Origin of the sequence: Gillisia mitskevichiae (assembly GCF_003634585.1) — a bacterium.
Classification (GTDB): Bacteria; Bacteroidota; Bacteroidia; order Flavobacteriales; family Flavobacteriaceae; genus Gillisia; species Gillisia mitskevichiae.
The window spans coordinates 98,860-111,943 of the sequence record NZ_RBLG01000003.1 but is presented as its reverse complement, the minus strand read 5'-3'; the positions used below and the strand labels follow the sequence as shown (position 1 = coordinate 111,943).

General features: G+C 34.4%; 6 protein-coding genes. 2 read left to right on the top strand and 4 right to left on the bottom strand.

What is annotated here, in order from left to right; all coding sequences use genetic code 11:
• Positions 1 to 12: 12 nt before the first annotated feature.
• On the top strand, positions 13 to 1,308 hold the full coding sequence (gene thrC, locus BC962_RS11395; protein ID WP_121346157.1) for a threonine synthase: 1,296 nt from the start codon (positions 13 to 15) through the stop codon (positions 1,306 to 1,308).
• Between the two features lie 58 nt (positions 1,309 to 1,366).
• Here thrC and BC962_RS11390 read toward each other — a convergent pair whose 3' ends face one another.
• From BC962_RS11390 to BC962_RS11375, 4 genes are all read right to left on the bottom strand, one after another.
• A complete protein-coding gene (locus BC962_RS11390) occupies positions 1,367 to 2,860 on the bottom strand; it encodes a S10 family peptidase (protein ID WP_121346156.1) in 1,494 nt (497 codons plus the stop codon).
• Between the two features lie 51 nt (positions 2,861 to 2,911).
• The gene (locus tag BC962_RS11385) at positions 2,912 to 4,582 is read right to left on the bottom strand and encodes an AarF/UbiB family protein (protein WP_121346155.1); all 1,671 of its coding nucleotides are present in this window, start codon (positions 4,580 to 4,582) and stop codon (positions 2,912 to 2,914) included.
• Between the two features lie 136 nt (positions 4,583 to 4,718).
• The gene (locus BC962_RS11380; protein WP_121346154.1) at positions 4,719 to 6,719 is read right to left on the bottom strand and encodes a cation:proton antiporter domain-containing protein; all 2,001 of its coding nucleotides are present in this window, start codon (positions 6,717 to 6,719) and stop codon (positions 4,719 to 4,721) included.
• Between the two features lie 233 nt (positions 6,720 to 6,952).
• On the bottom strand, positions 6,953 to 8,830 hold the full coding sequence (locus BC962_RS11375) for a M61 family metallopeptidase (protein WP_121346153.1): 1,878 nt from the start codon (positions 8,828 to 8,830) through the stop codon (positions 6,953 to 6,955).
• A gap of 188 nt (positions 8,831 to 9,018) precedes the next feature.
• On the opposite strand from BC962_RS11375, the gene BC962_RS11370 reads away from it, so the two are divergent.
• Positions 9,019 to 13,059, top strand: coding sequence for a T9SS type A sorting domain-containing protein (locus tag BC962_RS11370; RefSeq protein WP_121346152.1), 4,041 nt, complete (start codon positions 9,019 to 9,021; stop codon positions 13,057 to 13,059).
• Positions 13,060 to 13,084: the final 25 nt, after the last annotated feature.

The window sequence follows — 13,084 nt, the reverse complement described above, 5'->3', positions numbered from 1 at the left end:
ATAATATTATAGATGAAATATTTTAGTTTAAATAATAAATCACATAGTTCTACCTTTGAAAATGCAGTTGTTAAAGGATTGGCTCCAGATAAAGGTTTATACTTTCCTGAAGAAATAGCCCAGTTACCTGCATCCTTTTTTGAGGTTCTACCAACACTATCTAAAATCGAAATTGCTTATTCTGTAATTAAAAATTACGTTGGTGAAGAGATTCCAAAAGACGAATTAGTACGCATTATAGAACATACCCTCGATTTTGATTTTCCTGTTATTCCTGTAGAAAAAAACATTCAGGTTTTAGAACTTTTTCATGGTCCAACAAAGGCCTTCAAAGATGTGGGAGCCAGATTTATGGCGGGATGCTTAGGGTATTTTATCAAAAAAGGAAACTTAGGGAAAATCACTGTTTTGGTAGCAACTTCCGGAGATACAGGTGGAGCAGTGGCAAACGGATTTTTAGGAGTAGAAGGAATAGATGTTGTAATCCTTTATCCGAAAGGTAAAGTGAGTGAAATTCAGGAAAAACAACTTACAACCTTAGGGCAGAACATCGTTGCTTTGGAAGTTGATGGTACTTTCGATGATTGCCAGGATATGGTGAAAAGAGCATTTTTGGACACTGAGATTCAAAATAAAAGACAGCTCACTTCTGCTAATTCCATAAATGTTGCCAGATGGTTACCGCAAATGTTCTATTATTTTATAGCCTATCAGCAACTTCAACTAAATAATAAGAAAGTGGTATTTTCTGTTCCCAGTGGAAATTTCGGGAATATATGTGCCGGAATGTTGGCTGCTAAAATGGGACTTCCTATCCATCATTTTGTGGCATCCAGCAATGCAAATAATGTCGTAGACAGATATCTTGCTTCTGAAAAATACGAACCTAAACCAAGTGTGCAAACCATTTCTAATGCTATGGATGTTGGAAACCCTAGTAATTTTATAAGAATTCAGGAATTATTTCAGCAAACGTTTAATGAACTTAAAGAGAAATTATCTTCTTATAGTTTTACTGATTTGGAAACGGAAGACACTATGAGAAAGGTTTTTAAAGAATCTAATTATGTATTAGATCCTCATGGTGCGGTTGGATATTTAGGACTTAAAAAATTCTTAGCCACTAATCCTGATTATTCAGGTGTTTTCTTGGAAACTGCCCATCCGGTTAAATTTTTGGATACTGTCGAGAATGCTATAGATCATAAACTAGAAATTCCAGACTCTATAAAAGCTTTAATGAATAAGGAAAAGAAGGCATTTCAAATAAAAAATTACAAGGATCTTAAAGCACATCTTTTAAGCTAAAAAAGCAATGCCCTATAATTATTAAAATTAAAGGGCATTACTGTTCTAAATATGGTTTTTATTTTACCAAATACTTGGCTGGTTCTCCTTCTTTAGGTAAAGATTTCATAATAAAATCTCTGATATCATTATTGGCATTTTTAAGATCTTCACTTCTCAAATACATCATATGCCCGCTTCTATAAGCTTTAAAGCTTAATCTATCTTGCATTTTTCCACTAGGATCTAATTGCCACATAGAATATTTCGCATTAAAATAGGTGGTAGCACCGTCAAAATACCCAGACTGGATCAATACGTCTAAATTTGGATTTTGTGCCATTGCTTGTCTTAAATCTTCTCCGCTGTTATCGCCACTTCTATCCCAAGGATGCACAGGACCAAACATGTTGTATTTAATATCTGTTTCAAATTTCAATTCCTGTTGCAGGTAATAATTAATTGCTGGAGTAAAGGAGTGTAGCCAAGAAGTTAATTCGGCATTATAATCTGGAGAATCACCTGCGATTTTGCTATCAATTCCCAAATACCTAGAATCTAATCGCCCCACAGTAAATCCACCATCTTCCCTCATTAGTTCTTTCCAGAAATAACGAAAAGGCACGGCAAGATTATTTTGGGAAATCACCTTTTCTGAGATCCCGGAGTAGCCGGACATTTTAGCTGCAATTTCTTTCTTTTTAGTTTCTTCTATAAACCCACCTTTCACCAATACTGGTAACAAGGTATTAATGGCATAATTTTCCACTTCTGGTAAGACTTCATCCAGATCTTTATTTTGAAGCGCTGTTGGCAATTTTTTATGGTACCAAGCTGCGGCAGCAAAATATGGAAGTCTGTTAGCTATTTCTACTGGACCATCACGCTCTATCCCGATTTCTGTTGGCGAAACTAAAATAACTCCATTTAAATACATCCAATGACTGTTTTGAAGTTCTAAAGCTAAACCTGAAACTCTGGTAGTTCCATAACTCTCACCAATTAAATATTTTGGCGATAACCACCTGTTTTTTCGTGTAACAAAAGTATTTACCCATTCTGCCAGATATTTTATATCTGCCTGAACTCCGAAGAAATCTTTTTTATCAGTTTTATTTTCTTCAGGATCTATTAATCTGGAATAACCTGTATTTACAGGGTTTACATATACGATATCTGCAACATCTAAAATTGAATATGGATTTTCTTTCACCCCGTAAGGCTGTACAGGGAAACCTTCATCATCTATCTTTAAAATCCTGGGTCCTGTGTACGCAAGATGCATCCATACAGATGCAGATCCCGGACCTCCATTAAAGGAGATCACTAGAGGCCTATTTTCGGTATTTTTAATATCACTTCGTTTATAATAAGTATAAAATAAACTGGCAACAGGAATTCCTTTTTCATTCCACACTGGTTGTGTCCCGGTTTGAGCGGTATAGTTAATATTCTTGCCACTTATATTTACAGAATGATTGGAGACAACCATGGTATCTATGGGTAATTTTACTTGTTGGGAAAATGCTGTTAGAGATAAGGTGAAAAGACTAATAAGTGTAATAATTCTCATAGAATAGTTTAATTTAAAAATGTTGCCAGCTCTAGCAGGGATTGAATATAATTATTTTTTCAGTTTAAATCCTTCATCCTTCACTATAATAACATAGCTCAGTATGATTCCACCTAATGCAGCGATCATAAAAAATATAATAGCAAGCCCGGGATAACCAAAAATAACAAAAGAAGATGGAACTCTCATTAGCATTGCCGCACCAACGATCATTGCAGCAATAATAAGCCCTAGGGTTATTCTATTTGCAACTTTTTGAAATCCATCTGTAAAGCGCTGCTGATCTATAGCATCTACTTTAATCTTAAATTCATTGTTAGCAAGATTTTCTGAAATTTTATTTAATCGTTCCGGGAGATGCTCGGCTAATTTTTTAGATTCTAAGGCTACAGAAAATAAATTCTCAGGCTTTAATTCCTTATACATCTTAGAACGCATCATTTTATGCACATGCTTCCTAATAGCTTCCTTAAGATCGAAGTCGGGATCTAAAACTGCGATTATTTGGTCCATGTTCAGGAAGATCTTTCCTAGGATATTTACTTCTACAGAGATTAAAATCCCATTATTTGCTGCGATCCTGTTCATTTGAATTAGCAGTCTTCCGGTTTCCATTTCTTTAGCCGCTGTAACCTGGCTATCCATAATTAGCTGATTTACATTTCTTCGGAAATTCTTCACATCTGCGTGATCTGTTAATTCACTCATATTCAATAAAACATCTGCCGCTGCTTCTCCGTCTTCCTGACTTAATGCTATTAAAAGTTGAAGTAATTTTTCTTGAATGTTAGTTGTGAATTTCGCAACCATTCCAAGATCTATTAAAGCGATCTGATTTTGATTTGTAATATGAATATTTCCCGGATGAGGATCTGCATGAACAAATCCATCTGTAATTATTTGTTTTAAATATGCTTCTACCAATTCATCTACCAAAGGACTAAGATCATTTTCCAATTTTTTCATTGGCGAGATAGAAGTGATCTTTTTACCCTGAATGAAATCCATAGTAAGCACCTTGGAAGAGGAATAATCTAAAATTGGCTGAGGTACAATAAGACTGCGGAATTCTTTTAGATTTGTTCCAAGTGTAATTAGATTTTGAGCTTCGCGATTATAATCTAGCTCTTGTAAAAGAATATGTCTTAATTCAGCCAGCACATTATCAAAAGCATATTTTTTAGCCACCTCTGTATGCTTAACAGCAAATTCGGCCATTTCTTTTAAGGTGTCTAAATCTGCCAAGAACTGTTTTCTAATTCCTGGTCGCTGGATCTTTACTGCAACCGGTTTACCCGATCTTAAAGTAGCTTTATGAACTTGTCCAATAGATGCACTTGCCAAAGGTTCTTCATCAAAGGAACTAAATGCTTTAGAAATTCTCGACCCTATTTCATCTTCAACAATTTCTTGAACCACACTATAATCTATAGGTGGAACATCATCTTGAAGGCTAGCCAATGCTTGTAAATAAGGATCTGGTAATAGGTCTGGACGAGTAGATAAAAGTTGACCTAACTTAATATAGGTTGGACCCATATTTTTTAGATCTTCTACTAACTCTTCAGGTGTTTGGTCGTATACTTCAGATTTGTTTTCATCTGGATCGTCCTCATTTAATGCTGTGGAAGCGGTTTTAGCAAAGAGATCGCTATTCCAATACTTCAGCATAAAGATCATAAATTTTTGGTATCGCTGAAGATTTTCGGGAAGTATAGACATGGTCGTCCTATTATTTAAGTTGTTAAAAAATTAAATATATCTTTTAAATATTTTAAACGCAATTTCGTTTCTTAAATCTTAACATCCTTTTATTACAATTCGATGTTGGATTGCACAGGATCCTAAAAGTAATTAATTATAGAGATAGCAATTTATTAAGTTTATTAATATTGGAAGGCGCGCCAAAAAGATAGAGTAGATCTCCCGTTTTTATAACTGCATCTGGGGTAATATCTGTAATGTAATGATTGTCTCTTTTAATTGCCAAAACGGTAATTCCATAATTTTTACTAATCCCAGATTCCATCACAGTTTTTTCTACAATTGCATTTGCACCTTGCTTTACACTTAAGGTTACGATCTCCTTATTTGGAATATTTAAATGCTGATATGCTGGTGTATGTGGTCCCGCTTTAAGCGTTGTTAGCATTTCATAATCTGAAGACCGAACATTATTAATGAAATCCATAATTTGGTCATGAGGGATCAGATATTTTCTCAAAACTCTACTAAAAATCTCAATTGAAGTTTCAAATTCTTCAGGAATTACTTCATCTGCACCCATTCTCAAATTTTCTGCAATTTCCTTTACATATCTAGTACGAACAATAATACAAGCCGTTTTTGAAAGCCCACGAACTTCATTTATGATCTGCTTCGTAGAATTGGGATCGGAAATAGCAATAACAACCACCCTTGCCTCTTGCACATGAACGTGTTTTAGAATCACAGGATTTGCTGCATCTCCAAAAACTATTGGCTCATCATTCTTTTTAGCCTCTTGAAATGCCTCTTGCTCAAGATCTAGAATTACATAAGGAATATTAGTGCTTTTTGCTGCTTTAGAAATATTCTTTCCATTAATTCCATATCCAATGATTACTAAATGATCTTTAAGTTCTTCAATACTTGAGTGATTTTGTAATTGAATATTATGATAGGTATGTAACCTTTTTTTAATAGCCTTTGGTATTGGTATCTTCAGTAAAAAATATGTGATATTGGGAGCGAAATTCATTAAAAATGGAGTGAGAGCCATTGTAATGATTGAAATTGCTAAAAAGTACTGATAAATATTTGTAGGTAGTAATCCATTTTCTAAACCTACAGTAGACAATAATAGGGAAAATTCTCCCACCTGAAATATAGAAAAAACGGTAAAGAACATTGTTCTAGCTGGATACCTTAGTGTTAATGCGGTAATTGCTATAATGATCATTTTTAAAAGAATTACCCCAATGGCAAGTAAGATCACATAAAGGAAATTAGCCATAAAAAAATTAAGATCTAGTAAGGATCCTACAGAGATAAAGAAGAAGCTGATAAAAATTTCTCGAAAGGGCAACACATTCGCGGTAGCTTGATGACTATAATCTGATTCAGAAATAATTAAACCTGCGAAAAATGCTCCTAATGCTAAGGAGAGTCCAATGGCAGAGGTAAGCCATGCTACAGAAAAGCAAAATACGATCGTTGTTAAGATGAATAATTCTTGATTTTTGGTTTTTACAACCATTTCAAAAATCTTAGGAACAATATAAATTGCTAAAAGGTAGATAATAATAAGTACCCCAATAATCTTGATTAGAAGAATGCCCAAGGTGTTCCATATGTTTTCATCTTGCCCAGTTAATAAGGGTGTAAGCAGCATCATAGGAACTACTATAATATCTTGGAATATTAGGATTGCGACTATTATTCTTCCGTGTGGTGAACTAATCTCTCCCTTTTCCTGTAATATTTTTAAAACTATGGCGGTACTACTCAGGGAAAATAAGAACCCGATGAATACTGCGGTGTTCAATGGAATTCCTATAATATTTGCTAGAAATGCAGTTAATAATATTGTTCCACCAACTTGGATACCACCACCAATAATGATAGTTTTTTTAATAGCTGCAAGACCTTTTAAGGAAAGTTCGATCCCAATAATAAAAAGTAGAAAGATTATCCCTATTTCAGAAAGGAGTTCCACTTCATGTTGCGAACTAATTAAATTGAACGCATATGGACCTGCGATGATACCTGCAAGTAAAAAACCTAACAGAGAAGGAACTTTAATCTTCTGAAATAAAAGAATTATAAATATAGAAAGCCCTAAAATTATAACGATGTCCTTAAGGATTGGTATATCCATTCTGCTAATATTGATTTTTAATTAGCAACGAATTTACAAATAGGAGTTCAATTATAATATTATAACTGGTCTTTGTGTCTAATTTTTTAATTCTTGCTGAAGTATGGCAAAGGAAACTTGATTTTGCATAAAAGAAAAAGAGGTTATTTTAAAAGAAGCAATGTATCAAGCTGAAAGAAATTCAGAATGATCATGTCTCCAATTAAATAACCTCTTTAAACTTTATTGTTGATCTAATTTTTTAACCAAGCTGTTCTTAATATAACTCTGGAATCGGTTGCAGGAAGATCCATCTCTTTTAGACTCGTTTTCTCTGTTGTAGGTGCAGTGATTTTACCAGTTAACAACACCTCTTCCTCATTTCTTTCCAATAACATGCTTATATCATCTCCTTCATTCCAGGATTGAGAACCCATAACTAGATCATATACATTCTGAATACTATAAGCAGTTCCATTAACCTCCTTAATTACATCTCCATTTTTCACTCCTAATTGAGTTAAAAAAGAATTCAGTTTAATCCCTTTTCTAAAGAACAATTTCATGTTCTCCGGGTTTCCATCAATATAAGGTACTTGACCATCTAAAAAGAAAGAGGTGGCAGTTTCTTCAGTCTGGAAGGAAACACCAACTTTTGCTAAAAATTGATCGTAAGGAATCGGAGTACTTCCGATAACATAAGTATCAAAAAAAGTTTTAATTTCTGGGTAGGTTAAAGAAACTATAGTAGGAATTAATTGATCATCTTTAAAAGGAGTGTTCTTACCATATTTCTCGCTTAATTTTTTCATAAGATCTAAAATTCCCATTTCGCCATTGCTCAATTCTCTAAGTCTAAGATCTAATGCCATTCCTATTAAGGCACCTTTTTGATATACATTATAGTACTCATCTTTATAAGGCTCGTTCAACACATTTTTACTCATATAAGTAAAAGATAGGCTATCGTTATAGTTTTTAGAAGATTCTATTTGCGAGGATATTCTCTTATAAAAATCTTTATTATCAATTAAGCCTTGGTTAACCTGAAATAGATTTGCGAAATATTCTGTAACTCCTTCATACATCCATAAATGTTGAGACATTTTAGGCTCGTTATAATCAAAATAATGAATCTCTTCTGCATGTACATTTAATGGGGTAAGAATATGAAAGAATTCGTGAGATACTACATCTGTCATTGCTCCATTTAAAGTTTCTAATGGCATAGTTTCCGGGAAAACCACTACAGTAGAGGTGTGATGCTCTAAAGCTCCAAACCCTTTGGCGTCTAATTTTGAAGGATCGGCTAAGTACAATAAAATAGAGTAATTAGAGGTATTGTCTATTTTTCCCAAGAATCGCTTTTGTGCTGCGATCATTGTTGCAATTTGTGGTTTTATACTTTTGGCTGTGTGTGCCTTGTTCGGGGAATATACAGAAAGTAAAACCTTGATCCCTTCTACATTTACATAAGTGGTATCTGGTTTGGAATACATAATAGGATTGTCTACAACCTCGAAATAACGTTGAGCTAAGTAAATATCCTTTTTAGAATTTGGCATTTTCTCCAAATTAATGCTTTCAGAAAGCTTAAGAGAAGTACTACCAAATAGATCATTAGGTCTGCTAATGATCAATTGATAAGGTTTTTCTTTTAAACCATCAAAATACCCTACAAAACCATGTAAGTTTAATAGCATATTATTTTTTGCGTCGATATTAGTACCAGTAGGCGAAAAGACTCCTTTTTCACCATCGATATCGAAAGTGTCATTTACCAAGTAGGTGATCTTATCTAGGTTTGCGGCATTATCAATTTTCCAAGAATTTTCATCGGTCTTAACCACTAACAGTTCAGCTCCTAAATAATCTAAGGCTTTAAAATCATCTATAAAATTTCCATAATTATCTATAGAATAGGTACCCGGAACTGTTTTTGGAAGATGGAAAGTAATATCTTGAGAGGTGAATTTTCCCGGATCTACAGTAACTTTTACTCTATCTTCTTTAATATTTACAAGATCTAGATTAACAACAGTTCTATCTAGATTATCTACCGTAATGCTTTTAGGGGCTTTACATCCAACTGCTATACTTATAAGTGCAATGGAATAGATTAATTTCTTCATTAACAAAGTTTTTTAATTATATCGATTAGACTTAGCCACATATCAAATGTTACACCATCCTTAGAGCAAAACCCTAATGCTCGTAGAATTTTGTGTTATTATTTACAGTTCGTTAATAAGTTGTTAATAAATTCATAAAGTGAAATCCCTGAAAATGAGCGTACTTGCAACATCTTAAAACTGAAAAAATGAAGAAAACACTACCCTATAGATTATTTTTTGTAATCTTTTTACTTTTTAGCATCACAGCAACGGCACAAGAAGTTTTTGTAAATGAAATTCATTATGATAATAACAGTGGCGATATTGGCGAAGGAATCGAGATTGCTGGACCAGCAGCGACAGATCTAGCAGGTTGGAGTATTGTAGAATACAACGGAAATGGAGGAGGAACTTCTGGAACTACCAATTTATCTGGAGTAATTCCAGATCTCCAAGGAGGTTATGGAGTGATTTTCTTTCCAATTTCTGGATTACAAAATGGATCTCCAGATGGATTCGCATTAGTGAATAATTTAAATGAAGTTGTTCAATTTCTAAGTTATGAAGGGGTGATAATTGCAACGGATGGAATTGCTAACGGATTCACAAGTACAGATATTGGAGTTAGTGAATCTGGAACTTCAGCAGTAGATTTTTCCCTTCAGCTAGCTGGTACGGGACAACAATATCAAGATTTTACTTGGCAAGAATCAGCATTAAACACCTATGATGCTGTAAATAATGCACAGGATTTTGGCGGAGAAGTTGTTCCTCCAACCATAGTGATTAATGAAGTGGATTCTGATACTGATGGAACAGATATTTTAGAATTCGTAGAACTTTATGATGGAGGAGTAGGAAATTCTTCTCTGGATGGCAAAGCATTAGTGCTCTTTAACGGATCTAATAAGCTTAGTTATAGAGCTATAGATCTTACTGGTTATTCTACAGATGCGAATGGATATTTTGTGATCGGGAATACTGCTGTGCAAAATGTGGGGATTGTGATCCCAAGCAATGCACTTCAAAATGGAGCAGATGCAGTAGCATTATATGAAAGCAATGCTTCTAATTTTCCTAATGGAACTGCAGTTACTACAGATAATTTAATTGATGCTTTTGTATATGACACCAATGATTCTGATGAGGCAGAACTATTAGTCTTATTAAATGAAGCACAACCACAAATAAATGAAGATGGAATGGGAGATAAAGATGCTCATTCTTCTCAACGTTATCCAAATGGATCTGGTGGTTTAAGAAATACTATTACTTATACTCAAGCCCTGCCAACTCCCGGAAAAGCTAATACTAATATCACAGAACCTGTTAATTTAGTTATTAACGAACTTGATGCCGATACTCCAGGAAGCGACTCTCAAGAGTTTCTTGAATTGTATGATGGCGGAAAAGGGAATACACCTTTGGATGGATTTATAGTTGTAACCTATAATGGGAATGGTGATAAAAGTTACGGAGCTTACGATCTTACAGGACAAGTTACAAATGCAGAAGGGTATTTTGTTATGGGTAATGCCGACGTTGAAAACGTAAACATGGTCGTTTCTAGTAATACCTTTCAAAATGGGGCAGATGCAGTAGCATTATATCAAGACGTTATATCTAATTTTCCTAACGGAACCGAAATCACTTTAGATAATTTAGTAGACGCTTTAGTATATGGAACAGACGATGCTCAAGATGAAGAATTAATAGTTCTTTTAAATGAAGGGCAAATACAAGCAGATGAAAACGCAAATGGAAGTCAGGCAGATGAATCCTTACAGAGATTTCCTAATGGGCAAGGTGGGGTAAGAAATACAGCATTTTATATTGCTGCAAAACCATCTCCAGGAACAGAAAATGGTGCTATAGTTCCTCAAACAGAATTGTTATCAATAGCTGAAGCACGAGTTGTAGCAGATAATGAAACGGTAACAATCACAGGAACTTTAACAGTATCAGATCAATTTAGTGGACCGGCCTATATACAAGATGAAACTGGGGCAATGGCAATTTACGATGCCTTGGTTCATGGAAGAGATAATTTTAAAATTGGAGATTCTATTACTGTTACTGGTACTAAAATCACTTACAATGGACAAATTGAAATTAGTCCGGTTAGTAGAGTAGATTTTGAGGGACAAGCAACTAATCCAATTGAGCCACTACAAATCACACTTGCTGAGTTATCTCAGCATCCCGACGAATTAGTGACCATAACAGATATTACTTTTTCTGAAGATGCTGTTGGAGATTTGATCTTTGGCGGTGGGAATTATAATGTTTCAGATGCTAGCGGACCTGGAGTTTTTAGAATAGATCCTCAAACTTCAGCGTTTGTTGGAAAAGCGATCCCCGCCAGTTGTGTGCAAATTACTGGAATTGCAGCAGATGTTTATTTCAATATTATTCCTAGAATATTAGAAGACTTCCCTTGTGCCGGAGCTTATGATAATACAGGAACAGATTCAGCAATTTCAAGAGAACTTACTTTAGATGTGGTTACGTGGAATATTGAATGGTTTGGAGATGAAACAAATACTCCTGTGTACAATAATCCAAATTCAGATGAAATTCAGAAGGAAAAAGTAAAAGCGATTTTATTGGATCTGGACGCAGATGTTATTGGAGTAGAAGAGATCTCAGATGATGTATTATTCGGACAAATGGTTTCTGAAATGGAAGGTTATGATTATGTACTTTCTGATGCTACTTCTTATCCAGAATCTCCTGGAGGTCAAAAAGTTGGATTTATTTATAGAACAGATGTGATTTCTGTAAAATCTACCAGAGCAATGTTTAAGTCTGTACATCCATTTTATGATGGAGATGGATCTTTACTTACAGATTATCCTGAAAGTGCAGATAGATTCTATGCAAGTGGAAGATTACCATTTATGATGGAAGCAGATGTTACTTTAAATGGACAAACGAGCACCATTAATTTTGTTGGTCTTCATGCAAGAGCAAATGGAAGTACAGATTCTCAATCTCGATATGATATGAGAAAATATGATGTTGAAGTACTAAAGGATTCTTTGGATATGTACTATGCTAATAAAAATGTCATGATCCTTGGAGATTATAATGATGATGTAGATGTAACAGTTGCAGATGGCATAAATACGACGGTGTCTACCTATCAAGCCTATGTTAATGATACAGAAAATTATAATATTCTAACTGCGATTTTAAGTGAACAAGGATTTAGGTCTTATGCCTTTAGAGAAAATATGATAGATCATATAATGGTAACATCAGAACTTTCTGAGAATTTTGTAGACGGAAGTGCTAGAGTTCATTATGAATATTATGATAGTGAATTCACTACCACAGCTTCAGATCACTTCCCGGTATCAGTAAGAATGATTCTTAAAAATGTTGAAATAACATCTATAGAAATCACCGAGGTTACCTGCAATGGAACTGCTACAGGAACAGCAACTGTAAATGTAGATGGTGGGATTTTGCCATATACATACGCTTGGAGTGATGGACAGACTTCTAAAACAGCAGTTAATTTAGTCGCTGGAACTTATTTTGTGGAAGTTACAGATGGATTAGGAAATACAGTTATATCAAATAATATTGTTATTTCTGAAGCTGCTGCCTTACAATTAACACTAATTGAAGATCAATTGGTTTATTCTGGGTACGATACAACGTGTACTTTACTTGGTGCTACGGAAATTAGTGGAGGTAGAGGAGAATATATGTATTCTTGGAGTACTGGGGAAACTACAGAAACTATTAGTGTTTGTCCTTCTGAAACCACAGAATATACTCTTGTTATCACAGATTCTAACGGGTGTACTGCAGAAGATTCTGTTGTGGTAACAGTTCAAGATGTTGCTTGTGGAAATGGGAATGGCCAAGATAAAGTTCAACTTTGTTTTAATGGAAAATCTCTATGTGTGGCAATGCCAGCGGTAGAAGCTCATTTAAGAAAAGGAGCAATATTAGGAAGTTGTTCTGGTCAAAATGTGGTGATTGAAGCTATTGCTGCTGCTCCAAATCCAACGAATAATTTTACTACCATTAGAGTGAGCAGTGCTGAGAATTATAAGGCTGAGGTATTGGTTTTCGATCTTAACGGAATTTTATTGAACTCTCAAAAGGTTCAGCTTAAGAAAGGAAATTCAGACTTTATAGTGAATCTTTCTAAAATGATCACTGGAATGTATGTGATCCAAGTGAAAGGAGCAACTTTTGAAAGTACACCTTTGAAGGTGATGAAATACTAGTTTTGCTATTTCAAATCATAAAAAA

Coding starts and splice junctions, on each gene's coding strand:
- thrC (WP_121346157.1), top strand. CDS start 13: ATGAAATATTTTAGTTTAAATAATAAATCACATAGTTCTACCTTTGAA.
- BC962_RS11390 (WP_121346156.1), bottom strand. CDS start 2,860: ATGAGAATTATTACACTTATTAGTCTTTTCACCTTATCTCTAACAGCA.
- BC962_RS11385 (WP_121346155.1), bottom strand. CDS start 4,582: ATGTCTATACTTCCCGAAAATCTTCAGCGATACCAAAAATTTATGATC.
- BC962_RS11380 (WP_121346154.1), bottom strand. CDS start 6,719: ATGGATATACCAATCCTTAAGGACATCGTTATAATTTTAGGGCTTTCT.
- BC962_RS11375 (WP_121346153.1), bottom strand. CDS start 8,830: ATGAAGAAATTAATCTATTCCATTGCACTTATAAGTATAGCAGTTGGA.
- BC962_RS11370 (WP_121346152.1), top strand. CDS start 9,019: ATGAAGAAAACACTACCCTATAGATTATTTTTTGTAATCTTTTTACTT.